Annotated in this window: 30 protein-coding genes; 13 read left to right on the top strand and 17 right to left on the bottom strand. The window is 61.9% G+C overall.

The window, feature by feature from the left end:
• Positions 1–54: 54 nt before the first annotated feature.
• A complete protein-coding gene (locus QCE79_RS13325) occupies positions 55–2,334 on the bottom strand; it encodes an NADP-dependent malic enzyme (RefSeq protein ID WP_309844686.1) in 2,280 nt (759 codons plus the stop codon).
• A 243-nt stretch (positions 2,335–2,577) separates the two neighbouring features.
• Positions 2,578–3,804: an MFS transporter gene (locus QCE79_RS13330; RefSeq protein WP_309844689.1), complete on the bottom strand. Its 1,227-nt coding sequence runs from the start codon at positions 3,802–3,804 to the stop codon at positions 2,578–2,580.
• A gap of 255 nt (positions 3,805–4,059) precedes the next feature.
• Between QCE79_RS13330 and QCE79_RS13335 the strand changes: the two genes are divergently transcribed.
• The gene (locus QCE79_RS13335; RefSeq protein WP_244826459.1) at positions 4,060–4,746 is read left to right on the top strand and encodes an orotate phosphoribosyltransferase; all 687 of its coding nucleotides are present in this window, start codon (positions 4,060–4,062) and stop codon (positions 4,744–4,746) included.
• A 99-nt stretch (positions 4,747–4,845) separates the two neighbouring features.
• Here the strand turns inward: QCE79_RS13335 and QCE79_RS13340 are convergent, their stop codons facing one another.
• Positions 4,846–5,553, bottom strand: a complete 708-nt coding sequence (locus QCE79_RS13340; protein WP_244826460.1) for a response regulator — start codon at positions 5,551–5,553, stop codon at positions 4,846–4,848.
• A 369-nt stretch (positions 5,554–5,922) separates the two neighbouring features.
• Between QCE79_RS13340 and QCE79_RS13345 the strand changes: the two genes are divergently transcribed.
• The 3 genes from QCE79_RS13345 (at position 5,923) to argC (ending at position 8,297) form a co-directional block, all read left to right on the top strand.
• Positions 5,923–6,429, top strand: coding sequence for a YbhB/YbcL family Raf kinase inhibitor-like protein (locus QCE79_RS13345; protein WP_250465911.1), 507 nt, complete (start codon positions 5,923–5,925; stop codon positions 6,427–6,429).
• 185 nt (positions 6,430–6,614) lie between these two features.
• A complete protein-coding gene (locus QCE79_RS13350; protein ID WP_309844694.1) occupies positions 6,615–7,181 on the top strand; it encodes a flavodoxin family protein in 567 nt (188 codons plus the stop codon).
• A 162-nt stretch (positions 7,182–7,343) separates the two neighbouring features.
• Positions 7,344–8,297, top strand: a complete 954-nt coding sequence (gene argC / locus QCE79_RS13355; RefSeq protein ID WP_309844697.1) for an N-acetyl-gamma-glutamyl-phosphate reductase — start codon at positions 7,344–7,346, stop codon at positions 8,295–8,297.
• A 212-nt stretch (positions 8,298–8,509) separates the two neighbouring features.
• Here the strand turns inward: argC and QCE79_RS13360 are convergent, their stop codons facing one another.
• The 3 genes from QCE79_RS13360 to QCE79_RS13370 form a co-directional block, all read right to left on the bottom strand.
• Positions 8,510–8,875, bottom strand: a complete 366-nt coding sequence (locus tag QCE79_RS13360; RefSeq protein WP_309844700.1) for a response regulator — start codon at positions 8,873–8,875, stop codon at positions 8,510–8,512.
• Positions 8,876–8,882: 7 nt separating this feature from the next.
• On the bottom strand, positions 8,883–9,308 hold the full coding sequence (locus QCE79_RS13365) for a hypothetical protein (RefSeq protein ID WP_244826465.1): 426 nt from the start codon (positions 9,306–9,308) through the stop codon (positions 8,883–8,885).
• 89 nt (positions 9,309–9,397) lie between these two features.
• On the bottom strand, positions 9,398–10,270 hold the full coding sequence (locus tag QCE79_RS13370; RefSeq protein ID WP_250509607.1) for an NAD(P)-dependent oxidoreductase: 873 nt from the start codon (positions 10,268–10,270) through the stop codon (positions 9,398–9,400).
• A 90-nt stretch (positions 10,271–10,360) separates the two neighbouring features.
• Here QCE79_RS13370 and QCE79_RS13375 point away from each other — a divergent pair, with 90 nt between their 5' ends.
• Positions 10,361–11,119, top strand: coding sequence for a Mut7-C RNAse domain-containing protein (locus tag QCE79_RS13375; protein WP_309844703.1), 759 nt, complete (start codon positions 10,361–10,363; stop codon positions 11,117–11,119).
• 54 nt (positions 11,120–11,173) lie between these two features.
• Positions 11,174–11,443: a hypothetical protein gene (locus tag QCE79_RS13380; protein WP_244826468.1), complete on the top strand. Its 270-nt coding sequence runs from the start codon at positions 11,174–11,176 to the stop codon at positions 11,441–11,443.
• Positions 11,444–11,467: 24 nt separating this feature from the next.
• Here QCE79_RS13380 and QCE79_RS13385 read toward each other — a convergent pair whose 3' ends face one another.
• From QCE79_RS13385 to QCE79_RS13400, 4 genes are all read right to left on the bottom strand, one after another.
• Entirely contained in the window at positions 11,468–12,757 is a 1,290-nt protein-coding gene (locus tag QCE79_RS13385; protein ID WP_244826469.1) for an MFS transporter, read from the bottom strand.
• A gap of 229 nt (positions 12,758–12,986) precedes the next feature.
• Positions 12,987–13,301, bottom strand: a complete 315-nt coding sequence (locus QCE79_RS13390; protein WP_244826470.1) for a high-potential iron-sulfur protein — start codon at positions 13,299–13,301, stop codon at positions 12,987–12,989.
• Positions 13,302–13,426: 125 nt separating this feature from the next.
• Positions 13,427–14,527, bottom strand: coding sequence for an NAD(P)/FAD-dependent oxidoreductase (locus QCE79_RS13395; protein WP_250465923.1), 1,101 nt, complete (start codon positions 14,525–14,527; stop codon positions 13,427–13,429).
• 185 nt (positions 14,528–14,712) lie between these two features.
• Positions 14,713–15,690, bottom strand: a complete 978-nt coding sequence (locus QCE79_RS13400) for an AAA family ATPase (protein ID WP_309844710.1) — start codon at positions 15,688–15,690, stop codon at positions 14,713–14,715.
• 384 nt (positions 15,691–16,074) lie between these two features.
• On the opposite strand from QCE79_RS13400, the gene QCE79_RS13405 reads away from it, so the two are divergent.
• Both QCE79_RS13405 and QCE79_RS13410 read left to right on the top strand, forming a co-directional pair.
• The gene (locus tag QCE79_RS13405; protein ID WP_404989350.1) at positions 16,075–16,614 is read left to right on the top strand and encodes a hypothetical protein; all 540 of its coding nucleotides are present in this window, start codon (positions 16,075–16,077) and stop codon (positions 16,612–16,614) included.
• A 50-nt stretch (positions 16,615–16,664) separates the two neighbouring features.
• Entirely contained in the window at positions 16,665–17,474 is an 810-nt protein-coding gene (locus QCE79_RS13410) for an endonuclease/exonuclease/phosphatase family protein (protein WP_250465929.1), read from the top strand.
• Between the two features lie 7 nt (positions 17,475–17,481).
• Here QCE79_RS13410 and QCE79_RS13415 read toward each other — a convergent pair whose 3' ends face one another.
• Positions 17,482–17,871, bottom strand: coding sequence for a response regulator (locus QCE79_RS13415; protein WP_244826475.1), 390 nt, complete (start codon positions 17,869–17,871; stop codon positions 17,482–17,484).
• 131 nt (positions 17,872–18,002) lie between these two features.
• On the opposite strand from QCE79_RS13415, the gene QCE79_RS13420 reads away from it, so the two are divergent.
• On the top strand, positions 18,003–18,599 hold the full coding sequence (locus tag QCE79_RS13420; protein WP_309844714.1) for an alpha-ketoglutarate-dependent dioxygenase AlkB: 597 nt from the start codon (positions 18,003–18,005) through the stop codon (positions 18,597–18,599).
• A gap of 3 nt (positions 18,600–18,602) precedes the next feature.
• Here the strand turns inward: QCE79_RS13420 and QCE79_RS13425 are convergent, their stop codons facing one another.
• Complete coding sequence (locus tag QCE79_RS13425; protein WP_284503230.1) at positions 18,603–18,977, bottom strand: RidA family protein; 375 nt, start codon at positions 18,975–18,977, stop codon at positions 18,603–18,605.
• A 131-nt stretch (positions 18,978–19,108) separates the two neighbouring features.
• On the opposite strand from QCE79_RS13425, the gene QCE79_RS13430 reads away from it, so the two are divergent.
• A complete protein-coding gene (locus tag QCE79_RS13430) occupies positions 19,109–19,603 on the top strand; it encodes an MgtC/SapB family protein (protein WP_250466292.1) in 495 nt (164 codons plus the stop codon).
• Between the two features lie 106 nt (positions 19,604–19,709).
• Here QCE79_RS13430 and QCE79_RS13435 read toward each other — a convergent pair whose 3' ends face one another.
• Positions 19,710–19,982: a hypothetical protein gene (locus tag QCE79_RS13435; protein WP_244826479.1), complete on the bottom strand. Its 273-nt coding sequence runs from the start codon at positions 19,980–19,982 to the stop codon at positions 19,710–19,712.
• A gap of 109 nt (positions 19,983–20,091) precedes the next feature.
• The gene (gene arsC / locus QCE79_RS13440) at positions 20,092–20,514 is read right to left on the bottom strand and encodes an arsenate reductase (glutaredoxin) (RefSeq protein ID WP_244828133.1); all 423 of its coding nucleotides are present in this window, start codon (positions 20,512–20,514) and stop codon (positions 20,092–20,094) included.
• A 418-nt stretch (positions 20,515–20,932) separates the two neighbouring features.
• Here arsC and QCE79_RS13445 point away from each other — a divergent pair, with 418 nt between their 5' ends.
• The 3 genes from QCE79_RS13445 (at position 20,933) to QCE79_RS13455 (ending at position 22,457) form a co-directional block, all read left to right on the top strand.
• Entirely contained in the window at positions 20,933–21,229 is a 297-nt protein-coding gene (locus tag QCE79_RS13445) for a hypothetical protein (protein ID WP_244826480.1), read from the top strand.
• A 106-nt stretch (positions 21,230–21,335) separates the two neighbouring features.
• On the top strand, positions 21,336–21,602 hold the full coding sequence (locus tag QCE79_RS13450; RefSeq protein WP_309844717.1) for a cupin domain-containing protein: 267 nt from the start codon (positions 21,336–21,338) through the stop codon (positions 21,600–21,602).
• 36 nt (positions 21,603–21,638) lie between these two features.
• A complete protein-coding gene (locus QCE79_RS13455) occupies positions 21,639–22,457 on the top strand; it encodes a DUF72 domain-containing protein (protein ID WP_244826482.1) in 819 nt (272 codons plus the stop codon).
• Between the two features lie 280 nt (positions 22,458–22,737).
• Here the strand turns inward: QCE79_RS13455 and gudD are convergent, their stop codons facing one another.
• From gudD to garL, 3 genes are all read right to left on the bottom strand, one after another.
• Positions 22,738–24,087, bottom strand: coding sequence for a glucarate dehydratase (gene gudD / locus QCE79_RS13460; protein WP_309844720.1), 1,350 nt, complete (start codon positions 24,085–24,087; stop codon positions 22,738–22,740).
• Between the two features lie 487 nt (positions 24,088–24,574).
• On the bottom strand, positions 24,575–25,468 hold the full coding sequence (locus QCE79_RS13465; RefSeq protein WP_250465961.1) for a 2-hydroxy-3-oxopropionate reductase: 894 nt from the start codon (positions 25,466–25,468) through the stop codon (positions 24,575–24,577).
• A gap of 70 nt (positions 25,469–25,538) precedes the next feature.
• Entirely contained in the window at positions 25,539–26,324 is a 786-nt protein-coding gene (gene garL / locus QCE79_RS13470; protein ID WP_309844724.1) for a 2-dehydro-3-deoxyglucarate aldolase, read from the bottom strand.
• Positions 26,325–26,588 lie beyond the last annotated feature (264 nt).

Consider the following 26,588-nt stretch of genomic DNA (forward strand, 5'->3'; position numbering starts at 1 on the left):
CGTGCGTCCAAAGAGAAGCGGCGACCTCTTCGCGAGAAGCCGCCGTTTTGCCTCTTACTTGTTATTCGCCACCTTCGCGTTCGCCGAAGCCACCGCCGTCATATTGATGATCCGTCGCACGGTCGCGGCCGGCGTCAGGATGTGCACGGGTTTTGCCGCGCCCAGCAGGAACGGTCCGACCGTCACGCCCTCGCCGCTCACCATCTTGAGCAGGTTGTACGTGATGTTCGCGGCTTCCACGTTCGGCATGATGAGCAGGTTCGCTTCGCCGGTGAGCGTCGTGCCGGGGAACGAAGCCTTGCGTACCGCTTCCGACAACGCGGCGTCGCCGTGCATTTCGCCATCGACTTCGAGGCCCGGCGCGCGTTCGGCGATCAGCTTGCGTGCTTCGGCCATCCGCTTGCTCGACGCGCTCGGCACGCTGCCGAAGTTCGAGTTCGACACCAGCGCCACCTTCGGCGAAATGCCGAAGCGCTCGATCTCGCGCGCGGCGAGAATCGTCATGTCGGCAAGCTGCTCGGGCGTCGGCGTTTCGTTGACGTAGGTATCGCTGATGAAGAGATTGCGCCCTTGCAGCATCAGCAGGTTCATCGCCGCGAAGTTGTTTGCGCCTTCGGACTTGCCCAACACCTGATCGATGAACTTGAGGTGATCCTGATACGTGTCGATGAGACCGCAGATCATGCCGTCGGCGTCGCCGGTATGAACCAGGATCGCGCCGATCAGCGTGTTGAACTTGCGCAGCGCGGCCTTCGCGCTTTCGGGCGTCACGCCTTCACGCGCGGCGATTTCGTGATACGCCTGCCAGCTCTTTTGATAACGCGGATCGTCTTCCGGGTTCACGATCTCGAAATCGACGCCAGGTTTGAGCTTCGAGCCCATCTTCTGCAGACGCATTTCGACGACAGCCGGCCGGCCGATGATGATCGGCTTCGCGATCTTCTCCAGCAACACGAACTGCGCGGCGCGCAGCACGCGCTCGTCTTCACCTTCTGCAAACGCGATGCGCGCGGGCGCAGCCTTCGCCGCCACGAACACCGGCCGCATCACCATGCCGGTGCGATACACCGTCGCGCCGAGCGTCTCGCGATACGCGTCCATGTCCTGAATCGGACGCGTCGCCACGCCCGAATCCATCGCGGCCTGCGCCACGGCCGGCGCAATCTTGATGATGAGTCGCGGATCGAACGGTTTCGGGATCAGATATTCGGGGCCGAATTCGAGCGAATGGCCTTCGTAGGCTTTCGCGACTTCATCGCCCTGGTCGGTTTCTTCCGCGAGTTCGGCGATCGCGCGCACGCACGCGAGCTTCATCTCTTCGGTAATGGTCGTGGCGCCCACGTCCAGCGCGCCACGGAAGATGAACGGGAAGCACAGCACGTTGTTGACCTGATTCGGATAGTCCGAACGGCCAGTCGCGATGATGCAGTCCGGCCGCACCTTCTTCGCTTCCTCCGGACGAATTTCCGGCTCGGGATTGGCAAGCGCGAGAATCAGCGGCTTGTCGGCCATCACCTTGACCATCTCGGGCTTGAGCACGCCCGCGCTCGAACAACCAAGGAAAACGTCGGCCTGATCGATGGCATCGGCGAGCGTACGCGCGTCGGTGGTCGCCTGATAGCGCTCCTTCGACACATCGAGGTTGCCGCGCCCTTCGTAGATCACGCCCTTCGAATCGACGACGAGCGTGTTCGACTTCTTCAAGCCCAGATCGACGAGCAAGTCCAGACACGCGATAGCGGCTGCGCCCGCGCCCGAACAGACGAGCTTGATTTCGTCGAGCTTCTTGCCGACCACTTTCAGGCCGTTGAGAATTGCCGCCGACGCGATGATCGCCGTGCCGTGCTGATCGTCATGGAAAACGGGAATCTTCATGCGCTCGCGCAGCTTCTTCTCGATATAGAAGCATTCCGGCGCCTTGATGTCTTCGAGGTTGATGCCACCGAGCGTCGGTTCGAGCATGGCGATTGCATCGACGAGCTTGTCGGGATCGGTCTCGTCGAGCTCGATGTCGAACACGTCGATGCCCGCGAACTTCTTGAACAGACACCCTTTGCCTTCCATCACCGGCTTGGCCGCGAGCGGACCGATGTTGCCGAGGCCGAGCACCGCCGTGCCGTTCGTCACCACGCCGACGAGATTCGCGCGCGAGGTGTATTTCTGCGCGTCGAGCGGTTCATCGAAGATCGCCATGCATGCGGCGGCTACACCCGGCGAATACGCAAGCGATAAATCCAGCTGATTGGAAAGCGGTTTGGTCGGCGTGACGGAGATCTTGCCCGGACGCGGATATTGGTGATATGCGAGAGCGCTTTGCTTCAGTTGTTCGTCCATGATTAGCCTGAGACGTTAGAAATATTTTGAACAGGGTTCACACCGCCGACGACCGCTCAACATTGAGTGTGGAGTGTGATTCGATGGACCAATGTCTTCAGTCGCCCGGCGCATCGGATAGACGCGGCGTGCCGCCCGTAAGGATCGAACGGGACGGCCGGAGCTTTAATTTTTGGGACGACCAGTGTACACCTCGCCTTCCAGATGGCGCGCAGCAGCATTTTCCCTAGGCCGAACGGTTGATCAGTCGAGTTCGGCGCCGCGTTTCTCGGGAATGAGAAAGAGCGTGGCAAATATATCGAGTAAATAGATCGATGCCAGCAAGGCGAGCGCAGTCGCGAACGAATACTTCGCGGCAAGCGCGCCAACCACGACCGGACCCAGTCCGCCGACCGCGCGGCCGATATTGAACAGCACGTTTTGCGCGGTTGCGCGCGCCTCGGTCGGATAGATTTCGGAGATGAGCGCGCCGTAACCGCCGATCATTCCGTTGACGAACACGCCCATGACCGCGCCGCCTACCAGCAACGCGCTGGGGCTCGTCAAGTTCGAATAGACGAAGACCATTGCCACCGCGCCGATCTGATAGAAGAGAAACGCGGGCTTGCGGCCGAAGCGGTCGGCCGCGACGCCGAAGAGCCAGATCCCGAGCGCCATGCCGAGCACGGTGACGGCGGTCCAGAGACCCGACTTCGTGAGCGAATAGCCGAAGGTCTTGGATAGATAACTGGGCAGCCAGATCATCAGCCCGTAATAGCCGAAATTCTGCACCGAGCACAGCACGATCACGCCAAGGCTCGCACGCGTCGTGCGCGCGGTGTCGAAGAGACGTCCGAGCGGCAGCTTGCGCGGCGCGTGCTTCGCGCGACGTTCCGTGAAGAGCGCGGGTTCGGCGACCTTGCGCCGCACGAAGAACGACGCGACCGCCGGCAACAAGCCGACGGCGAACATGCCGCGCCAGCCGATCATCGGCAGCAAAAGCGGCGTGAGAAGCGCTGCGGCGAGCACGCCAAGTTGCCAGCCAAGCCCGACATACGAGGACACGCGCGCCCGCAGCCGAGCCGGCCATGCCTCGGCGACGAGCGCCATGCCAATGCCGAACTCCCCGCCCAACCCAATGCCCGCGATGGTGCGATAGACCAGCAAGTCGCCGTATCCTCTCGCAAGCGCGCACAGGCCGGTGAAGACGGCGAACAGGAGAATGGTCCAGGTCAGCATGCGCACACGGCCGAAGTAATCGGAGAGCATGCCGAACACCACGCCGCCCGCGACCGCGCCAGCCAGCGTCCACGTGACGAGCGACCCTGCCTGCGCGGGCGTGAGGTGCAGATCCACGGCGATCGCGGGCAGCATGAAGCCGAGGATCAGGAGATCGAAGCCATCCATCGCATAGCCGAGAATGGAAGCGATGAGCGCGTGCAGCGCGTGGCGGTGATTCGGGGTATCGACGGAAGGGGAAGCGAAAGTCATGTCGGAGCACGGCGGGCGAAGTTGCGCGAGTTTAAGTGCGACGACCACGCGGCTACAAGACGCTCAAAAAATAGGCGCTGTCCCGAGCGCCGCTCGCCCGAACGTCTCACCTCGGGTAAAATTTCGGCCTACGCGCGCAGGAACCGCACGAACGCCGTCCAAAAGCGGCTCGTTCTGCCTGTTAATGCGCCAGGGCCCCACGCGGCCGCCTCCCGCTTCGACCAAGCGCCACCATCCAAGTCCAAGGATTCGCCCATGACAGGCTTCGATCGCCAGACGATCTCCGACACCACCGCCAAGATTTTGCTCGAAGTACAGGCGGTGCACTTCAACGCGGAAAAACCGTATATCTTCACGTCCGGCTGGGCGAGCCCGGTGTATATCGACTGCCGCAAGCTGATTTCCTATCCGCGCGTGCGTCGCGGTCTGATGGAAATGGCCGAGGCGACCATTCTGCGCGACGTCGGCTACGAACAGATCGACGCGGTTGCAGGCGGCGAGACGGCGGGTATTCCTTTCGCGGCGTGGCTGGCGGATCGCCTGATGGTGCCGATGCAATACGTTCGCAAGAAGCCCAAGGGTTTTGGTCGCAACGCGCAGATCGAAGGTCTTCTGACCGAAGGCCAGCGCGTGCTGCTGGTGGAAGACCTGACCACCGACAGCCGCAGCAAGATCAACTTCATCAATGCGCTGCGCACGGCCGGCGCAACGGTGAACGACTGCTTCGTGCTCTTTCACTACAACATCTTCAAAGAGAGCGTGTCGGTGCTGAAGGATATCGACGTGAATCTGCACGCGCTCGCGACGTGGTGGGACGTGCTGCGCGTCGCCAAGGAACAAGGCTATTTCGAATCGAAGACGCTGGATGAGGTCGAGAAATTCCTGCACGCGCCTGCCGAATGGTCGGCGGCACACGGCGGAGCGACGGCTGCGCCGCAATAAGTCTTTAAAGCAATCGCTGGTTGAGAATCGAAACGAAAAAGCCGCTGACATGACATCAGCGGCTTTTTTCAATTCGTCCAGCGGTTAAATACTGCGAACCTAATTTGAATCTGGAATGGGCACGTCTTCCACGGAACCGTCGCCCGAATATGCCGAGAGATTCATCAAGCCATTACTTTGTGCATACTGAAACAATTCGGAATCTCGCTCGATACCCAGTTTGCGCATAGCGGTGTTCTTTTGCGTGCTGATGGTTTTAATACTGCGCCGCAATTGCCCCGCTATTTCAGTGATCGTCATGCCCGAGACGAAGAGCCGCACCACTTCGAGTTCACGCTTGGAAAGAATCACGCTGCGTTGCTGACCGCTTCCGCTCATTCCCATGCTGTCGAGCGCCGCCTTGACCGATGGCCCGAGATACTCCTGACCGCGCATGACGTGCTGAATTGCCCAGCCGATATGGTTCATGTCGTCGGCTTTGTTGATGATCGACATGACACCGACTTCGCGCAGACGTTTGAGCAAGGCCGGGTTTTCCAGCATGGTCAGGACAACGAGTTTTACCCGGGGAAATTGCCTGCCGATATAGCCGAGCAGCGGCATGCCATCGCCATAAGAGCCGCCCGGCATTGCAAGATCGGTTACAAGAACGTCGCAATGCGATTTTTGCAGCAATTGAATAAGCTCGGTGGATTGCTTGGCCTGACCAATGACGTCGACCTCCGGAAACTTGTTGAGCGCCTGAGTGGCGCCGAACAAGATGACCGGATGATCGTCTGCAATGATGACTTTTATTCGCTGGCTCATTTACTGCCCCAGAATATTAGTTCGTCTGATGCCGCGCGAATCACTGTCGGGATATTCATTTTCTCTTTGATAGCTGCCGAAGTCGCCGCCGTCAAGGCGTCATCTCGTTTTTAATTTCAGACACATTTGAACTGCGCCATAGGTTTAGTCTCAAGGTGCAAGCTTTTAATGCTTTGTTGCAATGTTAAACTGCAACTTGGCATGAAGCGCATCACTGAGACAAAAAACATCGTTGCAGCCATCGAAACGCTGATATAAGGCGCAACGGCACTGACAGGAGTCAGCTACATGCGCCTCGCATGTCGAACCGAGAGTCCGGCCGGTCTTACGTTATTCGCACTCTCGACGTCGATATTGGCGGTGATTTTCATGCCACAAGACGCCGTGGCTGAACCGGCATTCACCGTTTCAAGCGTCGATCTAGTTCCGGGAAAGCCGGTTTCGCGCGATCTTCTTTTCAATGAATCCGACTGCAAGGGCGGCAATCGCTCACCGCAGCTTTCATGGCGCGGCGCGCCCACCGATACGCGCAGTTTTGCGATCACCGTATTCGATCCTGACGCCCCCGGCCGCGGCTGGTGGCATTGGGCCGTCGCCGGCATTCCGGCGGGTGTGACGCATATACCGGCCAATGCGAGCGCCGCCGGCGCGCTGCGCAAAATGAGCGCGGTGGAAGCCCGCAACGACTGGGACACCGACGGTTACGGCGGTCCGTGCCCTCCGCCTGGCAAGGCGCACCGCTATATCGTGACGGTGTATGCGCTGCGCAGCGACGACCTGCGGCTGCGGCAAGGTACGCCCGCGCTGATGTTCGAACACGAAATCCGCACGGTAAGCATCGCTTCGGCACAGTTGACCTTCACTTACGGCCGGTAATGAACGGGCCGGGGAGCGTAACCCTCCCGCATCCGTGTCCGCAGAACGAAATTTGTCTTTGCTAGACTGGTCTCGCTCGCCCGCCGCCTTCGTCGAGTGATGGCTTCCATGCCGTCGTCGCGAAGAGCAAACCCACACGCGTGCAGTCGAGACGCACCGCGAATTCATCGCGGCTAAAGGAAACCATGTCGAACATCATCATCGTTTATCACAGCGGCTACGGCCACACGAAGAAAGCCGCCGAAGCCGTGCTGGCCGGCGCCACGGACGCAGGCGCCAACGCCAAACTGATCGCAGTCGGCGATCTCGACGACGCCGCCTGGGCCGAACTGGATGCCGCCGACGCCATCATCTTCGGCTCGCCGACGTACATGGGCGGCCCGTCCGCCGACTTCAAGAAATTCGCCGACGCCAGTTCCAAACCCTGGTTCGCGCAAAAATGGAAAGACAAGATCGCGGCTGGCTTCACCAATTCCGCGACCATGAACGGCGACAAGTTCCTGACGATTTCCTACTTCGTCACGCTCGCCATGCAACACGGCATGATCTGGGCGGGCACCGGCATGATGCCGTCGAACACGAAGGCCGCCACCCGCAACGACCTGAACTTCGTCGGCGGCTCGACCGGGTTGCTGACGCAATCGCCCGCGGATGCATCGCCGGACGAAGCACCGCCGCCCGGCGATCTCGAAAGCGCCCGCGTGTTTGGCGCGCGAATCGCTGCCGTGACTGCTCGCTGGACCGGCAAGTAAGGCGCGCGCGCCGCTTGGGCGGCGCGTTTGACAGCCTGCACGCGCTCGTTGCGGACAACGAACATCAACGCGTCTCGGAAACGCCTTAAAATGTCCGTTTTTGCGGCGAGCGCGTAGGCGTTGCAACCATTTGCGTCGTCGCGCCGAACCAGTGAGATCGAGATGACCACGAAAGTATTTGTCGACGGACAGGAAGGCACCACCGGCCTTAAGATTTTCGAATATCTGTCGGGACGCCGTGACATCGAAGTGCTGCTTATCGACGACACGAAGCGCAAGGACGTCGAGGAACGCCGCCGCCTCATCAACGCATCCGACGTGACCTTTCTATGCCTGCCGGATGTCGCCTCGCGCGAATCGGTTTCGCTCGTCGACAAGGACAACGCTCGCACCGTCATGATCGACGCCAGCACCGCGTTTCGCACGCAGGACGACTGGGCGTACGGTCTGCCCGAACTGTCGCGCGCGCAGCGGGAACGTCTGCGTACTGCGAAGCGCATCGCCGTGCCGGGCTGCCATGCATCGGCGTTCGTGCTGTCGGTGCAACCGCTCGTCGCGGGCGGTCTCGTATCCGCCGATTTCGACGCGCACGCCTATTCGATCACCGGCTACAGCGGTGGCGGCAAGAAGATGATCGCCGAATACGAAGCCGGCGGCGACGCGCGTCTGGCGAGTCCGCGTCCGTACGCGCTCGGCCTCGCGCACAAGCATCTGCCGGAAATGTCGGTGCGCACGGGTTTGAAGGGCGCGCCGATTTTTACGCCAATAGTCGGCCCGTTCCTGAAGGGTCTGGCGGTGACGACATATTTCTCCCCCGACCAGCTCGCGCGCAAGGCGAAACCGCAAGACGTGCGCGATATGCTCGCCGAGTACTACAACAACGAGCCGTTCGTGCGCGTGCTTCCGTTCGATGCCGAAAGCAATCTCGACAACGGTTTCTTCGACGTGCAAGCGTGCAACGACACGAACCGTGTCGAGATTTTCGTGTTCGGCAACGAAGAGCGTTTCGTGACCGTGGCGCGGCTCGACAATCTTGGCAAGGGCGCATCCGGCGCGGCGATTCAATGCATGAATCTGGCCATCGGTGCCGACGAGGAAGCCGGGCTCACGCGCTGATCGTTATCCCTCGGAAAGCAGAAAAGCCGGTTCGCTTTGTCAGCGGATCGGCTTTTTTATTGGCTGCATCATTTACTGCGGACGAAAAAAAGCCCGCCTAGTTTGGCGGGCTGAATCCATATCAGTGGAGACATGGAGGAGACAGGAGTAACTATATCGTTAAATTTGATGCGATGCAACATCTCCGTTGCATGCGATCAACACGGAATATTTCACGGCTGCGTCATCGAGAGAATGAACTGCAGTTGATCCGATGAAATTGGCTTCACAAGATGTACGTCGAAGCCCGCATCCATCGTTAGTTCGCGGTGTTGCGGCTGACCCCAACCCGTGAGCGCAACGAGCATCATCGCGTGACCTGTGGGCGTGCGGCGCAAATCACGCGCGGCGACGAGCCCATCCAAAAGCGGCGCGCCGATATCCAGAATCACGACATCCGGCGAAAACTGCGCGGCCACGTGCACGGCTTGCGCGCCATTGGCGGCGAGCGCCACTTCATGCCCCATTCCATTCAGGAGATTGGCGAGACCGCTCAGGGCGTCGTCGTCGGCGTCGGCTATGAGGATGCGCTTCGTCACGATAGCCTCACCGGTTGCCGTAGATTTCGAGCTTCAGCTTGTTCTCGCCCGCCTGCGATGCCGCGATCTCCGTGCGCGCGCCGCGTGCGCCAAGATAAAAGTGCTGGCGCGCGGGTGAATTCTGATCGTGGGTGGCGTCTGGCAGACAGGAAGCGATGTCCGCCGCGACGCTTTGCAGCGCATCGGCGCTTGCTCCGCCGTGCGGCGTCCAGGTGCATCGATAGTTGCTTTGCGACGCCGCGCAGCTCGCGCCGTCGCCGTATGCCAACGCGACGGGCCGTCCATCGATTGCGGAGAGTGACGAGAAATTCGGCGCCGCCGCCACGATGCGCTTCAGCGCATCGCACGGGCTCGGGGTGTCGTCGGCGTGAGCGGGCGCGCTCGACAAGGCGCCCCAGCAAAGCGCGGCGAAGGCGATGCGGTTCGATGGCATGACGTCTCCCAGCTATTTTTAATTACGTTCGATGCATAGCCATCCCAGCAAATCACGAACCCGTTAGAACAGACGTTTCTTTTCAACGATCATCGTCCCGCGCGGCGCGCCGCCACTTGCCCGAGCACCGCGAAGTCCTTTTCGCCGTCGCCGTGGGCAAGCGCGTCGACGAGGTTGTCGCGCACCACGCTCGCGACCGGCAGCGGCACGTTGACCGCGTCGCCCGCGGCTATCGCGAGGCGCACGTCCTTCAGACCGAGCCGCGCCTTGAAGAGCGCGGGCTCGTAACGACGCTCCGCGATCATCTTGCCGTAGCCCTGATAGACCGGCCCCGGAAACAGCGAATTCGTGATGACGTCGAGCAACGTCTGCGCCTCGATGCCGTGTCCGCTCACGAGCGCGGCCGCTTCGCCGAAACTTTCTATCGCCGACGCCAGCATGAAATTCGCCGCCAGCTTGAGCACGTTGGCGTGCTGCGGCTCGTGGCCCACGCGCCAGGTTTTTTGACCGAGCGCGTCGAAGACGGGTTGCACGCGCGCGATGTCGGCATCGGCGCCGGCCGCGAGAATGTTGAGCTTGCCCGCCGCCGCGACATCCGGCCGGCCAAGCACGGGCGCGGCCACGTAAGCGACGCCATGCTGCGCGTGCAATTGCGCGAGTTCGACGGCGAGCGCCGCCGAAATGGTCGCCATGTTCACGTGCACGAGGCCTTTCGGCGCGTGCTTGAGCAAGCCGCCATCGATCAGCACCGAGCGCAGCGCTTGATCGTCCGCGAGCATCGAAAAGGCGGCGTCGCCGGCAAATGCCTGCTCGGGGGTATCGACCACGGATGCGCCCTGGTCCGCGAGCGAACGCGTCTTGTCGCGCGAGCGGTTCCAGACGCGCACCGTGTGGCCCGCTTTCAGCGCGTTGACGGCCATGGCCGCGCCCATTTCACCCAGACCGATGAATCCGATATCCATGCTTACGCTCCATTCGTTGATTGCCGACCGAGCGCCAGTAGAGCACATCGACTGGCAGCACGCCGAATCCGCCGATGCGATACTCCCTGCATGGTCACGGCGCGCTTTCACTTCCATCGCGAACTGAACGACTTTCTGGCGCGGCCCCAACGCGGGCAGGCATTCGCTTGCGCCTGTCCGCCGTCTTCGTCGGCCAAGCACATGATCGAAGCGCTGGGCGTGCCGCACACGGAAGTGGCGCTGATCGTGCGCAACGGGCATCCGGCCGGCTTCGACGCGCCAATCGAAGAAAACGATGTCATCGAGATCTATCCCGCGCGGCGCGTGCCGCCCGGCATGGCCGACGGCGCACGGCTTTTGCGGCCGGCGCTCGTCGCGGAAAATCTGCGCTTTATCGCCGATGCGCATCTCGGCGGCCTCGCGCAACTGTTACGGCTCGCGGGTTTCGACACGCGTTACGACAACAACTTCGCCGACGATGAAATCGAGCGCCTTGCGCACGATGAAGCACGCATCGTCCTTACGCGCGACCGCGAATTGCTCAAGCGAAAAAATGTGCTGCACGGCTGCTACGTGCGCGCACTGCATGCCGACGAGCAATGGCGTGAAGTGGCGGAACGTCTCGATCTCGCGCCGCATGTGCGCGCGTTTCGCCTCTGCCTCATGTGCAACGCGCCGCTGCGTCGCGCGGCAGCGAGCGAGATCGACGACCGCGTGTCCGAAGGCGTGCGCGAACGGCACACGCGTTTCGTGACTTGCGATGTCTGCCGCCGCGTCTTCTGGGAAGGCTCGCACTGGAAGCGCATGCGCGAGCGCATCGACGGTCTCGCGGATGCAAGCCGCGTGTGAACCTCCACGTACAATACGGCCCCTGCCTATCAAAACGCCGCAACGGAGCATCGCGTGAACAAATTTCAACTGGAACAAACCAAGGCGTTCAAGCTCGCCAACGACCTGAAGCAAGGCGGCAAGCCGCGCGTGGGCGCAGCGGAAGCGCCGAAACTGGATCGCCGCGAGCAGCGCAAGCTGGATCAGGCCAAGGGTCTCGTGCCGTTTGCCTGCAAGCTGGACGAGAAGCTCGTGACGCAATTGAAGGAACGCGCCGCGAACCACGAAGGCGGTCTCTCCGAAGTCCTGGCGGAATTGCTCGTCGCAGCGGGTCTGGAGCGTTGAAGCGTCGCGCAGGCGCTCGACCGCCTAGCGGATGCCGTCGCGCGCCTCGTCGACATCGACGTGACGCGTCGCCGGAATGCAGGCCACGGCGATGATCGAAAGCACGAGTCCCGCCATCACGTAGAAGGTCGGCGCGAGTTGCGAGCCCGTCGTCTTGATGAGCCACGTCACGATGAACTGCCCGAAGCCGCCAAACAGCATCACCGCGATGTTGTACGCGAGCGCAAGCCCGGTCGAGCGGATATGAGCGGGAAACAGCTCCGCGATCAGCGCGCCGAACGGCCCGTAGTAACCGGACAGCGTGATCGACAAGAGCGCCTGCACGACCACGAGCCGCGCCACGCTCGGTTCGGCGGCGAGCCACGCGAAGAGCGGATAGATGATCACGAGCGTGATGAGAAGCGACCACAAGGTCAGGCCCTTGCGTCCGATTCGATCCGACCACGCGCCCGCCACCGGCGAAAGCACGGTCAAGATGAGATTGCCGACGATCAGCGCCGTGAACGACTGCCCGAGCGGCAGCTTGAGTTGCTTGACCGCAAAGGTCGGCAGATAGGCGATCAGCACATAGACCGTCACCGTCAGCGCGATCACCGAACCGAGCCCGCACAGCACTTCGCGGCTGTGATTGCGGAAGACTTCACCAAGCGTCGCGCGGCGCGCGGTCTTCTTCGCGTGCAGGAACGCTTCGGTATCGGCCATGTTACGCCGAATGTACAGGCCGATCGGCCCGATGATCAAACCGAGAACGAACGGCACGCGCCAGCCCCATGAATCGAGCGCTTCGGGCGACAGTCCGCGCGTGATCGCCGCGCCGACGAGCGCGCCGAGCAAGAGCGCCGCCGCCTGACTCGCCATCTGGAAACTGCCGTAGAAACCGCGTCGGGAAAACGGCGCTGCTTCGATCAAGAGCGCGGTCGCCGTTCCGAACTCGCCGCCGGCGGAGAAGCCCTGCAACAGCCGCGCGAACACGATCACGAGCGGCGCGCCGATCCCGATTGCCGAGTATGGCGGCGCTATCGCGAGCAGCAGAATGCCGATGGTCATCATCGCGATGACCAACGTGAGCGCCGCCTTGCGCCCCGCGCGATCCGCATAAAGACCCAGCACGATGCCGCCGACCGGCCGCATCACGAACGCGACGCCAAAGGTCGCGGTGGTCAGCAAAATGGATGAGTAGTCGCTATAGCTCGGAAAGAACAAGCGGGCGATGACGACAGTCATGAAACCGAACACGGTGAAGTCGTACCACTCCAGCGCATTGCCGATGACCGCGGCCGCGACGGCGCGCGCATTCAATGGTCTGCCTGCCATGCGAATCCCTTTGGTTTGTCGATCATTGGGTTTCGTGCCATCGGACGGACCCCCGTTGGCCGCGTCGTGCGCGTATCGCCCGGTGCATCGAATGCATTTGCTCAGGCGAGGCGTAAGGCTGAATTTGCCTTGGCGAGTGTAAAGACCATGCGTTTGCTTATCAAGCGGCTACAACGCAAAACGCGCCGGGCAATGCCGCCAGGCGCGTTCGTCGTAGAACGAAGAAAGCTCAGGCCTTCTTTACATACGCGCCGCACCAGCCCTTCGAGGCGACCTGCTTGTTCGCGAACATCGGACACGGGGCGTAGGCATCGGCGGCCTTGCCTTGATAGAACTGGCAGTTGCCGCAGTCTTCGCCGGCGGCGTACTTGGCGAACTTGGCCTTATCGACCTTGGTCGCGTCTTCCTTGTAGCCGAGCGCCTTGGCGGTGGGATCGTTTTCGTCGACCTTCGGTGCGTCGGCGAAAGCGGCTTTCGAGCCGAGCGCGAACGTCGATGCAACGCCCACGCTGGTGATGAGAAACGTACGACGAGATGCCTTCATGGTGACTCGCTCCATGTTGTATTGGGGGAAAACGCCGTTCTGACGACGGCGATGCCCGAGCATAACAATCCGGAAGCGAATCGATGAAGCCAAATGTTATAGATAAGAACCCGGGGGAATCGCGGCTAACGCATCATGTCCGCCACGCGCTCGGCGATGGCGAGTGAAGCCGTCAGTCCGGGCGATTCGATACCGAACAGATTCACGAGCCCCGGCACGCCATGCGCGGACTTGCCTTGAATCATGAAGTCGGCGGCTGCCTGCCCCGGACCCGAGAGCTTCGGCCTGATGCCCGCGTAGGCTGGCTGCAGCGCGTCGTCAGGCAGACCCGGCCAATACGCACGAATCGCGGCGTAGAAGGAATCGGCGCGGCGCGGATCGACATCGTAATTGAGCGACTGCACCCATTCGACATCAGGACCGAACTTGGCTTGGCCGCCCATGTCGACGGTCAGATGCACGCCGAGTCCCGCTTCATTGGGCATCGGATAGATGAGCCGTTCGAACGGTGCGCGCCCGCTCACGCTGAAGTAGTTGCCCTTCGCGAAGTAGAGCGGCGGCACGTGACGATCGTCGAGACCGCGAATCTTGCTGGCGATCCTGTTCGCATGAAGCCCCGCGCTGTTGATCAGAAACGACGCCCGGAAGCGCGCCGGGGCATCGCCGCCGGTCTCGACGATAAAGCAGCCCTCGCGCGCGTCGATGGCGGCCACCGGCGTATGAAACACGATGTTCGCGCCGTGATTCTCGGCATCTCCTTGTAGCGCCAGCATGTACTGGTGACTGTCGACAATTCCCGTACTCGGCGACCACACCGCCTCGACGCACGTCAGTTGCGGCTCCATCTCCGCCGCCTGTGCGCCGCTGATCCGCACGAGACCTTCCACGCGATTTTCCAGGCCCTTCTGTTCGATGCCCGCAAGCTGCGGAATCTGATTGCGCGCCGTGGCAACGAGCAGCTTGCCGCATTGCCGATGCGGCACGCCATGCTCGCGGCAGTATTCGTACAGCATTTCGCGCCCACGCACGCACAGCTCGGCTTTCTGCGATCCGCGCGGATAGTAGATGCCCGCGTGAATCACTTCGCTGTTGCGCGAACTGGTGCCAATGCCGATCGCCTCGCCCGCTTCCAGCACGATCACTTCGCGCCCGCGCATCGCCAGTTGCCGCGCAATCGCAAGTCCAACCACGCCCGCGCCGATTACCACGCACTCGATCCGATCCATGTCCGTTCCGTTGCAAGATAGCTCGCAACCATTCTACGTTCTTGACTATTGCGAGTTGCACAACAAACGCATGGCAATTGAACCGAATTACGGAGCAATGCAGAAAAAGGCATGAAACTGGCGGTTCGATGACAAAAAAGCCATGTTTCCATGGCTTTTTTGGCAATTACAAAAATTCGAGCGCTTTAAAAACCGATCGCTTTCTTGCGTGAATTACGGTCGAGCTGGATATCGCGCGCCTCGACGTGATGCCGTCCGTCGATACGCGCGTTGCCAAACGCGTTGAGCATCGCGCGCCGCATGCCGCGTGGCGAGGCTTGCGTGAGCGCATCGAGCGGGGCATCGCCGAGCGTTTCGGGAAAGCGCCGGCCCCACGCGTGCGTCGTGCGGATGTCGTCGTAAATCGCCTGCGCGATACGACGCGCGCCGTCGCGATCCGGCGCGGGAATCTCGTAGACGTTCATGCGGTTCATGATCGGCTCGGGAATGGCGCGCGCGTCGTTGGCCGTTGCAATCCACACGACGTTGCCCGCGTTGATCGGCACTTCCGCGAATTCGTCGATGAAAGTCTGCGCCGTGTCGTGTTCGAGCAACGCGTAAAGCGCGCCGAGCGGATCGTATTGCGCGTCGCCGGTGGCCTTGTCGATTTCATCGACGGTAATGACGGGGTTCGCGTAGCTGCCGTTCACGAGGGCGTCGAACACCTTGCCTGGCTTGGCGTTGCGCCATTGCGACGACGCGCCCGAGAGAATCCATCCGGCGGTGAGCGAACTCATCGCCACGTAATGCGACGTGGTCCCGAGCATTCGCGCAAGCTGCTTCGCAAAATGCGTCTTGCCGATGCCGGGTTCGCCGAGCAACAGCATTGGCATGAGTTCGAGGCGGTCCTCGGTTTCGAGGCACAGCGCGATCTGCTTGCGAATGTCGTCGAGCGGCTCCTCGAAGTTCGGCAGGGAAGCCGCAAGGTCGTCGATGCACGGCATGCGATTCGGCTTCACGCAGAAGCGCAGATTGCCGACCTTGAGCATCTTCTCGTAAGTGCCGCGCAGGGCGTCGCTCGCGCCTTCGGACAAGTCGTTGAGCGCGGTTTCCACGTCGTCGAGACTGTAGACCTTGCTGAACGATGCCACCGCCAGTTCCTGTTTCACCACGGCTGTCGTCATGTCACACCCCGTCATTGTTTTGGTCGACAAAGCCAGTGTAGCGACGACAAAACACCACGCAAGCGAGCAGTCTCGCGGGTCTGCTGCCAATTCCGCCGCGTAGCGCAGGCGCGAGTATCATCGTTCGTCCCACGTGTGAGCGTGCCGCGAGCGGGTTCGAAACGTGCTGTTTTTCTGCGGCGTTTTTCCAACCTGGCTGCGAAGTGTTTTGCGCGACCCTATATGTCGGGTTTTGGTAAGGATTCTGGCTGAACCGTAGCCGTGCAGCCCGGTCAGAATCAAGTCGCCGAGGAAACGCCGATCCAGCGGCTTTTCGCCCAAGCAGATCACGCGCAAAAGCGAAACGCCGCCATCCGAACCGCCCGTGCGCCGGAGAAGCCTTCAATGCAAAGAACAACACGAACCGTCTTGCCGCTCCCCTTTCGATTTGCGCTTGCTGCGAGCGCGTGCCTCGTGGTGGTATCGGCGGGACCTGCCTGGGCGCAGTCAAGCACGCCGCAGCCTGTCGACTGGGAGTTGCAGGTCGTGCGCGACGGTCAGCAAATCGATTCGTTTTCCGCCACGACGAATGTCGGCCAGGCGCGCACCGATACGCATCACAACATCACGCAGAATCAGGTCGGCTGTGCGAATCAGCCGGCGGGCGACATCGATCTCACGCGCACCATCACCGTTTCGCCGACGCACGCGAGCGCCGACGACATCACGCTCGCCATCGACGCTCAGGAAACGCTTCAGGATGATTCCTCGCGGACCACGGCGGCCGGCTGCAAGTTGCCGCCGGTGCCGCGTCAGGTGAGCGGATCGCATCCGGGGCTCGTGCTGAAGCCCGGCGAATGGGGCGAATGGAAGATCGTCGACAGCAATCCGACGCTGCTGTATCGAGTGCGCGCGAGCATGGCTTCGGCACCAGCAACGCAATGACGGCCTTCGTGACATAAAGTAGAGAGGCCGCGCCACCACACAACGAACGCATGCGAAATCCAGAACATCTTCCGCCAGGTCCATCCACGCACAACGGCACGCCGGATTTCACCGCCGTAAGCTGGAACCTCCACAAGGGCCGCTCACCGCTCGGACTGCGCGCCTGGAACGCCATGCAGCGGTGGGTTCAGACCACCAACGCCGACGTCTATTTTCTCCAGGAAGCGATGGCGCGGCGCATGCCGCAGCCCGTGCTCGCAAGCGGTTTCGGCAACCCGCTTGCAGCGCCGCTCGACGATGTCTGGCATTGCCAGGCCACCGAAATCGCCACCGCGCTCGAATTGCAGATCGCCCTCGGGCCGAACGTGTTCAAGCCGTCGTGGCGGCACGGCAACGCCATCTTGTCGCCGCATCCGCTGGATCTGTCCGGGCGCTGGGACATCTCGGCGCATCGCTTCGAAAAGCGTGGCTTGCTGGTCGCGCGCGCCACTTTCGCCGGCAAGGCCATCACGCTCTTGTGCGCGCATCTGGCGCTCACGCGTTCCGCGCGTCTGCGTCAGATGAACTGGATCGCGCACTGGATTGCGAAGGAAGCGCCGGAAGGCCCGCTCGTGCTGGCAGGCGATTTCAACGACTGGCGCAACGATTCCGTGCCGCTATTTCGCGAACTCGGCATGAGCGAGGTCGCGACGATGCTCGGCGAATCCGGCCGCACCTTTCCGGCGTTCTCGCCCGCGCTCGCGCTCGACAAGATGTTCGTGCGCGGTCTTAAGCCTGTCGAATGGCTCGTGCCGACGCAGGACACCGCATGGCTGTCCGATCACTTGCCGTATATGGCGAGACTGCGCGTCGAGGAATGAGGCGGCGTTAGCCGAGCAGCGCTTCCAGAGCGTCGATGGAAACTGGCTTGGTGAGGTGATGATCGAAGCCGGCATCGATCGAATTCTGGCGATCCGCGTCGCTGCCGTAACCGGTCAGCGCGAGCAGCAAGGCGTCGCGCGTGACGGGGCGCTTGCGCATCTCGCGCGCCACGTCGAAGCCGTTCATGCCCGGCAGACCGATATCGAGCAGCACCACGTCGGGTTTGAAATCGTCGATGGACTGCAACGCGCGCGGACCGTCGTGCTCCGTGCGCACTTCGTGGCCCAATGCTTCGAGCAGCATCGACATGGCAAGCGCGGCGTCCTCGCTGTCGTCGACAATCAGAATGCGCCGGCTCGACGCCGCGCCGCCGGTCGCTTCGGCGGTGGTGTTCATGCGTGTCCTCGTACATTTTCAAGATGGCGAGGCGACTGTAGCACAACGCCCGAGCCTGATGAAATGAGGGCGCAAGGCAGCATGCGACGGCTCTGCTATCGTGGACTTTTTCCGCGCACGCCGGCGTTCCCATGTTCGATCTCTTCGACGACATTCCCAAACCCGATATCGTGTGGCACCCGGACTGGATCGACTCCGACGCCGGTTCCGATCTCATGGGCGAGCTGATCGCGGAAGTAAGCTGGCAGCAGGACACGATGAACACGCCCCGCGGCCGTTTGCCGCTGCCGCGCCTGACCGCGTGGCAAGGCGAGCCGGATGCCGTCTATGTCTACTCGGGCATCCGCAACGTGCCGCAGCCGTGGACGCCCGCCGTCGCCCGTTTGCGCGATGCCGCTCAGGACGTGTGCGCCGCGCGTTTCAACAGCGTGCTCGTCAACCGTTATCGCACGGGGCTCGACAGCATGGGCTGGCACGCCGACAAGGAACGCGAGCTCGGGCCCGAGCCGGTGATCGCGTCGGTGAGTCTTGGCGCCACGCGTGCATTCGAATTCCGCCACGCGCGCACGCATGCCACGCACGCGCTCGCGTTGACGCACGGCAGCCTGCTCGTTATGCGCGGACGCACGCAGCTCGAATGGGTGCATCGCGTGCCGAAGGAGCCGGGCGCGCGCGGCGAACGCATCAACCTGACCTTTCGCTGGGTCGACGCATCGAAGCGGCGTTGAACTTCAGGGCCGCCGCGCGACGAAGTCGATCTCGACGAGCGCATCGCGCGCAAGGCCCGTCACGCCGATGCACGTGCGCGCCGGCAGCGGCTTCGGCAGAAAGTAAGAGCGGTACACGGCGTTCATCGCGTCGTAGTCGCGCTTGAACTCGGTGAGGAAGATGCGCGCGCTCACCACGCTGTCGAGCGTGAGGCCGAGTCCCGTCAGCACCAGGATCAGGTTATCCATCACGCGGCGCGTCTGCGCGGCGACGCCCTCGGGCAGCGGGGCGTTGTCGTCGTTGGGGTCGGTCGGCATCTGGCCGGTGAGGAAAACCCAGCCGTCGGCTTCTGCCGCGTGGGAGAACGGGCCGACAGGCGTCGGCGCGGCATCGATCATCGAGAATTTGGGTCGGTGGTTCACGTTGTCTCCTTGCAAGGAACCGGCACGTTAGCCCGCCAAAATATCCCGCGCGCGTCCGGACCTTTGATGCGAAGATGCAGCGTCCCTTCCAGTCCTGTTTCTTCGCGATGCTTCCTCAACCCATTCTCATCGATGCCGTCGTCCGCATGCTCGTCGCGGTGGCGATCGGCTGCATCATCGGCGTCGATCGCGATCTGCACGGCAAACCGACCGGCATGAAGACGCTCGGGCTCGTGTCGCTCGGCGCGTGCATCGCGACCATGTGTGCGCTCGGATTTGCCACCGAGCCGCTCGCGCACAACACCGAAGTCTCGCGGGTGGTGCAAGGCATCGTGACGGGCATCGGCTTTCTGGGCGCGGGCGTGATCATTCAGAATCCGCGCGAGAACCGCATTCGCGGGCTGACCACGGCGGCTTCCATCTGGGTGACGGCGGCCGTGGGCATTCTGTGTGGGCTCGGCGTATGGAGTCTCGCGCTGATCGCCACGGTGATTCTCATCGTGCTGCTGACGGTTGGGCGGATCATCGAGAAAGGCTTGCTGAAGCGCTGGATGCGCAAGCCGCCGAGTCAACGTCCGGCGGGTATTGGCGAGGAAGAGTGACTGGCGGAGTTGCCTGTGCGCGTCGGCGCACTCTCGCATCATTCAAAAAGCAACGCGGCGCAACCTTGCGGCCCGCCGCGTTTCCAGGCGCAGAAAGTCGATGCGCTTACCAGCCGTGATGTTCGCGCCAGCGTTCTTCGCGATGCATCTCATGCCGCCAATGACGCTCGCGCTCGTGGCGTCGCCATTCGTGTTCGCGCCAGCGTTCATCGCCGTAGCCGTATCCGTATGCGGGCTGCACGTAGACCGGCTGGGCCTGCGCATAAACCGGCACTCCGACGCCTACCGCGACATCGACATGCGCCGATGCAGCCGTCGATACCGCCAAACCCCCGAGTCCTGCCAACGCGATTGCCACAGTTGCAAGCTGCTTCTTCATGTCGCCTTCTCCTTGCCCCGATTGCGTGATGTCGAGTGCAGTCTAGAAGGCGATTCCTGACACAGGTGCAACAGACCCGCGAGAAAGGTAACGTCAGGTAACGGTCAAGTCAGAGCAAGCGTTTGCCTGCTTCGTCGATAACCACTTCGCCGTCTTCCTTTGCAAAAGGTCCTTTTTGCGGCTCCGGCAGAAGATCGATCACGAGTTCGGATGGACGGCACAGTCGCGCGCCTTTCGGGGTATCGACGAAGGGACGATTGATGAGGATTGGATGCGCGAGCATGGCGTCGATGAGTTGCTCGTCGGTGAGACTCGTGTCGCCCAAGCCGAGCTCGGCGTAGGGCGTGCCCTTTTCGCGTAGCGCTTCGCGCACGGAAAGCCCGGCGCGCGCGATGAGCGAAGTGAGCGTCGCGCGATCCGGCGGCGCGGTCAGATACTCGACGACTTTCGGCTCGATGCCCGCATTGCGGATCAGCGCGAGTGTGTTGCGCGAGGTGCCGCACTTCGGGTTGTGATAGATGATGACAGTCATGTCGGCGATGTCCTTGATGATCACATTCGGCATTCTAGGCCGACCTCACGATGACGCGCACGCCCGACTTGCGTCAGGCCACCGACCGGATTGCCAGCGATGCAGCAAATACCCTGTTCAATGGCGGCTGCGCGGCCTATAACGAAGTGTGCAATGCGGCATGTCCTGGGTGCATCATCCGCCAGCGGTCTTACTGGCGTTCGGCCCTGACTGCTTCGCAGTCGCCTTTGAATTGCATATCTACAAGTCCGGCAAGTGGTCGCATGGCAGAAGCCGACCGGAACCGGCCCTGACGCCTCTTCGCGCACTGCCATCGAGTAGAACGCACCGTGGCACGTCGTGTGCGACCGACGGTTCGCTACAACGAATAGCGCGACCCGGCCATTGTCGGTTCGTGCATCTCATTCTAGGAGTCGATATGAAAACACGTCTCGTCGCGACGGCGCTTGCCGCCTCGCTACTGGTGGCTGTTGGCAGCGCCTCGGCGCAGGAAACGTATTACCGCACGGCGCAGGTGCCGGGACAAACCACGGCGGATACCTCGTCGCAACCGGCGATGCAAGGCAGCACGCAAGGCCAAACGGGCGATATGTCGTATGGCGGCGCGCCCGCCTCTCGTGGCGCCACTGGCGCAATCGGCACGACCGGAACCAACGCGGGCATCTCCAAGCCGTGCGTGCGCGGCCCGCCCTGCGACATATTCTTCGGCAACTGAAGCAGCAAGCGCGGCCTGAAAGTTGCGCTAGCATCCGGTGCATGATCCCGTGCGCTCGCATTCTCGTATGCGGGCGCGCTTTCCTTTTCCCTTTGGAACGATCGCCATGCACCGAGACGAATTCCTCGCCCTTCTTCCCGAGGAGGGCTTTCAAGAAGTCGTGACCGTCACGCGCGAGCCGAACGGCGTAATGGATATTCACGTGCATCCCTTCGAAGCCAAGGCGCTAATTGTCGAAGGCGAGATCACCATCCGCGTTGGCGATGACGAGCGGCTGTATCACGTCGGCGAGATCTTCCAGCTGTCCGCGAATCTCGAGCATGAAGAACGCTACGGACCGCAAGGCGTGACCTATCTGGTTGGGCGCAAGTAAGCCGCATCGGCGAACACACGACATCGAGGACGACATATGGCCACGCGAAAGACGGCGCGGATTCGCGTCGGTATCGGCGGATGGACGTTCGAGCCCTGGCGCGGCACGTTCTATCCGAAGGGACTCGCGCAGAAGCAGGAGCTCGAATACGCGAGCCGCGCGCTCACGACCATCGAGGTGAACGGCACGTTCTATGGCTCGCAAAAGCCCGAGACCTTCGCCAAATGGCGCGATGAAGCCCCGGACGACTTCGTGTTCTCACTGAAGGCGCCGCGTTACGCGACCAATCGCCGGGTACTCGCCGATGCGGGCGAAACCATCGAGCGTTTTTTCAAGAGCGGCGTGCTGGAACTACAGAACAAGCTCGGCCCGATCAACTGGCAATTTGCAGCGACCAAGAAGTTCGATGCCGATGACTTCGGCGCTTTCCTCAAGCTGCTGCCCGCGAAAGTGGAAGGCCGCGCAATTCGTCATGCCGTCGAAGTGCGACACGAGAGTTTCAGCGATCCGGCATTCGTGGCGCTGGCGCGAAAGCATCGCGTGGCGATTGTCGTCGCGGGAGACTCGAAGTATCCGCAAATCGCGGATACGACCGCACCATTCGTCTATGCACGCATCATGGGAACGACAGAGAAGCAGAAGCAAGGTTACTCGAAGGCCGCGCTCGATGGCTGGGCGAGCCGCGCGAAAGAATGGGCGGCGGGTGGCGTGCCTGAGGATATGGCGAGGGCATCGACAAGCGCGGGTGCGAAGGTCGGTTCACGGGATGTGTTTCTTTACGTCATCAGTGGTTATAAGGAGCGCAATCCCGCTGCGGCAATTGCACTGACCGAACGAATCAATGGGACGACGTAATTCGACTGAGGCGAACGTTCCGCGGGTAGCGACCGGTGACGGTGTCTTTGCCGCTTCGTAGGTAGAGAGCCGTCACCGGATTTATGTCAGTTCACTTTCACAGGCGGTAGCAGGGTGTTGTAACCAAATGCCGTTCGGCCGATAAGGATCAGTGCAATTCCCAATGTCGCAGCGACGGCGAAGATTACGCCGAAGATTCCAGACGCTCCTTCCCTCGCGACAAAATTGCCCCGCCCCCAAACGAAGCATTTTCGCCGCAGTCCCTTAGATCACTGCCCGCTCATCGCACCATGCAAGGTCTCTTGTTATCGAACTTCCAGTTCGGAATAAGATACTGCATGGCGACGCCATCATCGCGCGCGCCGAGTCCGTGTTGCAGATACAGCGCGTGCGCCTTCTCCACTTCATCCATATCGAGTTCGACGCCTAAACCCGGCTGCTCCGGCACCTTCACCTTGCCGCCCACGATTTGCAGCGGATCTCGCGTCAGACGCTGGCCATCCTGCCAGATCCAGTGCGTATCGATTGCGGTGATCTTGCCCGGCGCGGCGGCGGCCACATGCGTGAACATCGCGAGCGATACATCGAAGTGGTTGTTCGAATGCGATCCCCACGTAAGACCCCAGTCGTTGCACATCTGCGCGACGCGCACCGAACCTTGCATGGTCCAGAAGTGCGGATCGGCAAGCGGAATATCGACGGATTGCAACTGGATTGCGTGACCCATCTGCCGCCAGTCGGTCGCGATCATGTTGGTGGCCGTCGGCAGGCCAGTCGCCCGGCGGAATTCGGCCATCACTTCGCGGCCCGAGTAACCGTTTTCCGCGCCGCACGGATCTTCGGCGTAGGCCAGAACGTCGTGCTTGTCGCGACACAGGCGGATGGCTTCGGCAAGCGACCACGCGCCGTTCGGATCGAGCGTCACGCGCGCTTCCGGGAAGCGTTCCGCAAGCGCGGTCGTCGCCTGCATCTCTTCGTCGCCCGATAGCACGCCGCCCTTCAACTTGAAATCGTTGAAGCCGTAACGCGCCTTCGCGGCCTCGGCCAGACGGACGACCGCTTCCGGTGTCATCGCTTCTTCGGTGCGCAGGCGTTCCCAGTCGTCGCGGCCATCCGCGCCGCTCGCGTACGGCAGGTCCGTCTTGTTGCGATCGCCGACATAGAAGAGGTAGCCGAGCATCTCCACTTCGTCGCGCTGCTGTCCTTCGCCGAGCAACGCCGCGACCGGCACGCCCAGATGCTGACTGAGCAAATCGAGCAGCGCCGCTTCGAGCGCGGTGACGGCGTGGATGGTCGTGCGCAAGTCGAACGTCTGAAGGCCGCGGCCGCCCGCGTCGCGATCCGCGAATTGCGTGCGCACGTGGTTCAGCACCGCCTGCATGTTGCCGATGGATTGCCCGACGACGAGCGCGCGCGCATCGTCGATCGTCTTGCGGATGCTCTCGCCGCCCGGCACTTCGCCGACGCCCTGATTGCCCGCGCTATCGGTGAGGATCACGATGTTGCGCGTGAAGAACGGCCCGTGCGCGCCACTCAGGTTCATGAGCATGCTGTCACGGCCCGCGACCGGTACGACGCGCAGGTCGGTGACTTTGGGTGTGGCGTTCGCTTGAGGTGCTTGAGTGGACATGGTCGGAGCTTCGTTGGGTTGGTTTGCGCTGCGCTTGTTTTCGCGCGAGAGCACATTGAGTCGCGGCACCGATGGCACGCGGAGAACCAAGACGATGTCTCGCGCGTCGCGACGCCGGTATCCATGAAAATGATGTAGCGCGTCTTCGCCGTCTTTCCGCGCAATATACGATCAGCGGTTCGCGCGCGTTATGTGACATGCAGAAGCACGCCGTCATCGTTATACGTTGTCAGATGACATGGTATCGCGAGTCGGCTTGAGCACCAATTCGGCGTTTACCCTGTCGCGCCTGAGCCCTTCCGCATAAGCCCTTTACAGCGCTTGATCCGTCTAGCGGTTCGAATGGGCAAAGGCCAATTAAGACGTCCGACAACTAATAGCGACTGCGCCCGCGTCGAGCCTCACGGCAAGGGCCAAGCACCAACGAGCCAGCCAAAAACAAAAAGCCGGCGAACGCCGGCTCGTCGACGACAGTTGAACCAGCGTCTTACTTCTTTTCCTGCCCAATCTCATGATTCGCCATGATCTCCAGCGCGCGAACCATTCCCGAGTGATCCCACGCCTTGCCGCCATGCGCGCTGCACGAGTTGAACAACTGCTGACACGTCGCCGTGTTCGGCAGCGACACGCCAAGCGACTGCGCGGTCGCCAGTGCCAGATTCAAGTCCTTCTGATGCAATTCGATCCGGAAGCCCGGATTGAACGTGCGCTTGGTCATGCGCTCGCCGTGCACTTCGAGAATGCGTGACGACGCGAAGCCGCCCATCAGCGCAGTGCGAACCTTCTCGGCATCGACGCCGGCCTTCGACGCCAGCAGCAGCGCTTCGCCGACTGCTTCGATGGTTGCCGCGACGATCACCTGATTCGCCACCTTGCAGACCTGCCCGGCGCCCACTTCGCCGATCAGCGAGATGTTCTTGCCCATCATGTCGAAGTACGGCTTGACCTTGTCGAAGGTCGCCTGCGCGCCGCCGACCATGATGGTGAGCGATGCCGCCTTCGCGCCGACTTCACCGCCGGAAACGGGCGCATCGAGGTAATCCGCGCCGCGCTCGCGCACCTTCGCCGCGAACTCGCGCGTGGCGATGGGCGAAATCGAGCTCATATCGACGACGATCTGACCCGCGCGCAAGTTCTGCGCGACGCCGTTCTCGCCGAACAGCACGCGCTCTACATCGGGCGTGTCCGGCACCATCAGGAAAATGATGTCGGCCTGGGCGGCGACATCCGCCGGGCTATCGCACGCCTTGGCGCCCGCGCCGGTCAGATCGGCGGGCACGCCGCTGCGCGTGAATGCCGCGAGTTCGACGCCGTTCTTGAGGAGATTGGCGGCCATGGGATTGCCCATGATGCCCAGTCCGATAAAGCCTGCCTTTTGCATTGTGTCGCTCCTTGGTCGGTTGTCAGATTCGATTCTCGAAGTCAGCTGCGGGTCTTGCCACCCGCGCAGCTTACTCCTGGATGAAGTGCTTCTTCACGCCCTGCGCGGCGTTCCTGAGCAGCCCCAGGTCGGCGCAGACCGCGACCATCGTGCAGTCCAACGAGAGATAGCGCTCGGCTTCCTGCTGCACGGGCGCGAGAATGCCGCTCGACTTGCCAGCCGCGTGCACGCGTTCGAAGACATGTTTGATGGCGGCTTGTACGTCCGGATGATTCGCATTGCCGAGATGTCCGTACGATGCCGCGAGATCCGAAGGCCCGACGAAGAGCGCATCGACGCCGTCGACGGCCGCGATTTCGTCGATGGCTTCGACGGCCGCGCGGCTTTCGATCTGCACCGCGACGGCGATGTTGTCGTTGGCCAGGGCGAAGTAATTGGGCACCGTGCCATACCGGTTGCCCCGATGCCCGACCGACACGCCGCGAATGCCCTGCGGCGGATAGCGTGTGGATGCCACGGCGCGGCGAGCGTCGTCGGCGCTATCGACGAACGGAACGAGAAAGTTGACGAAGCCCGCGTCGAGCAAGCGCTTGATGGCGACGGCGTCGTTGGCCGGTGGCCGCACCACGGGCGCACTGACGCTGTCTTTTAGCGCCATATGCTGCGGAATCAGCGTGATGGAATCGTTGGGCGCGTGCTCGGCGTCGAGCAGAATCCAGTCGAAGCCGACAACGCCGAGCAATTCCGCGACGATAGGACTGGCAAGCGACGTCCAGCATCCAATCACTTTCTTGCGTGCGAGAAGCGCCGCCCGGAAGGTATTGGGCAAAGCTTGATAAGGTGCCGTTGATGACATGGTGTCTCCTTGAGCGACTGTCTTTCGATGAGAAGCCGGTGTCTGAGATTGCAAATGTCATCAGACGTCTTAACACAGGGTACTGTGTTTTCATTCACATTAGACAGCGGAGTTAACCCTTAATCCTTTTTGCGGCCACGTTTGAAGCGGTACCGTTGAACGCGGCCAGTTATATGACATCCTATTTGATAAGCGCTACGAGCGCTGGAATCGCCGAGTTGACGAACGAACGGCGTGACGACAAGATGCGTTGTCTGACATCCA

Origin of the sequence: Caballeronia sp. LZ003 (genome assembly GCF_031451465.1) — a bacterium.
Classification (GTDB): Bacteria; Pseudomonadota; Gammaproteobacteria; order Burkholderiales; family Burkholderiaceae; genus Caballeronia.

Bases quoted from the DNA above. Each gene is read 5' to 3' on its own strand.
- QCE79_RS13325 (WP_309844686.1), bottom strand. From the start codon at position 2,334: ATGGACGAACAACTGAAGCAAAGCGCTCTCGCATATCACCAATATCCG.
- QCE79_RS13330 (WP_309844689.1), bottom strand. From the start codon at position 3,804: ATGACTTTCGCTTCCCCTTCCGTCGATACCCCGAATCACCGCCACGCG.
- QCE79_RS13335 (WP_244826459.1), top strand. From the start codon at position 4,060: ATGACAGGCTTCGATCGCCAGACGATCTCCGACACCACCGCCAAGATT.
- QCE79_RS13340 (WP_244826460.1), bottom strand. From the start codon at position 5,553: ATGAGCCAGCGAATAAAAGTCATCATTGCAGACGATCATCCGGTCATC.
- QCE79_RS13345 (WP_250465911.1), top strand. From the start codon at position 5,923: ATGCCACAAGACGCCGTGGCTGAACCGGCATTCACCGTTTCAAGCGTC.
- QCE79_RS13350 (WP_309844694.1), top strand. From the start codon at position 6,615: ATGTCGAACATCATCATCGTTTATCACAGCGGCTACGGCCACACGAAG.
- argC (WP_309844697.1), top strand. From the start codon at position 7,344: ATGACCACGAAAGTATTTGTCGACGGACAGGAAGGCACCACCGGCCTT.
- QCE79_RS13365 (WP_244826465.1), bottom strand. From the start codon at position 9,308: ATGCCATCGAACCGCATCGCCTTCGCCGCGCTTTGCTGGGGCGCCTTG.
- QCE79_RS13370 (WP_250509607.1), bottom strand. From the start codon at position 10,270: ATGGATATCGGATTCATCGGTCTGGGTGAAATGGGCGCGGCCATGGCC.
- QCE79_RS13375 (WP_309844703.1), top strand. From the start codon at position 10,361: ATGGTCACGGCGCGCTTTCACTTCCATCGCGAACTGAACGACTTTCTG.
- QCE79_RS13385 (WP_244826469.1), bottom strand. From the start codon at position 12,757: ATGGCAGGCAGACCATTGAATGCGCGCGCCGTCGCGGCCGCGGTCATC.
- QCE79_RS13390 (WP_244826470.1), bottom strand. From the start codon at position 13,301: ATGAAGGCATCTCGTCGTACGTTTCTCATCACCAGCGTGGGCGTTGCA.
- QCE79_RS13395 (WP_250465923.1), bottom strand. From the start codon at position 14,527: ATGGATCGGATCGAGTGCGTGGTAATCGGCGCGGGCGTGGTTGGACTT.
- QCE79_RS13400 (WP_309844710.1), bottom strand. From the start codon at position 15,690: ATGACGACAGCCGTGGTGAAACAGGAACTGGCGGTGGCATCGTTCAGC.
- QCE79_RS13405 (WP_404989350.1), top strand. From the start codon at position 16,075: ATGCAAAGAACAACACGAACCGTCTTGCCGCTCCCCTTTCGATTTGCG.
- QCE79_RS13410 (WP_250465929.1), top strand. From the start codon at position 16,665: ATGCGAAATCCAGAACATCTTCCGCCAGGTCCATCCACGCACAACGGC.
- QCE79_RS13415 (WP_244826475.1), bottom strand. From the start codon at position 17,871: ATGAACACCACCGCCGAAGCGACCGGCGGCGCGGCGTCGAGCCGGCGC.
- QCE79_RS13420 (WP_309844714.1), top strand. From the start codon at position 18,003: ATGTTCGATCTCTTCGACGACATTCCCAAACCCGATATCGTGTGGCAC.
- QCE79_RS13425 (WP_284503230.1), bottom strand. From the start codon at position 18,977: ATGATCGATGCCGCGCCGACGCCTGTCGGCCCGTTCTCCCACGCGGCA.
- QCE79_RS13430 (WP_250466292.1), top strand. From the start codon at position 19,109: ATGCTTCCTCAACCCATTCTCATCGATGCCGTCGTCCGCATGCTCGTC.
- QCE79_RS13435 (WP_244826479.1), bottom strand. From the start codon at position 19,982: ATGAAGAAGCAGCTTGCAACTGTGGCAATCGCGTTGGCAGGACTCGGG.
- arsC (WP_244828133.1), bottom strand. From the start codon at position 20,514: ATGACTGTCATCATCTATCACAACCCGAAGTGCGGCACCTCGCGCAAC.
- QCE79_RS13445 (WP_244826480.1), top strand. From the start codon at position 20,933: ATGAAAACACGTCTCGTCGCGACGGCGCTTGCCGCCTCGCTACTGGTG.
- QCE79_RS13450 (WP_309844717.1), top strand. From the start codon at position 21,336: ATGCACCGAGACGAATTCCTCGCCCTTCTTCCCGAGGAGGGCTTTCAA.
- QCE79_RS13455 (WP_244826482.1), top strand. From the start codon at position 21,639: ATGGCCACGCGAAAGACGGCGCGGATTCGCGTCGGTATCGGCGGATGG.
- gudD (WP_309844720.1), bottom strand. From the start codon at position 24,087: ATGTCCACTCAAGCACCTCAAGCGAACGCCACACCCAAAGTCACCGAC.
- QCE79_RS13465 (WP_250465961.1), bottom strand. From the start codon at position 25,468: ATGCAAAAGGCAGGCTTTATCGGACTGGGCATCATGGGCAATCCCATG.
- garL (WP_309844724.1), bottom strand. From the start codon at position 26,324: ATGTCATCAACGGCACCTTATCAAGCTTTGCCCAATACCTTCCGGGCG.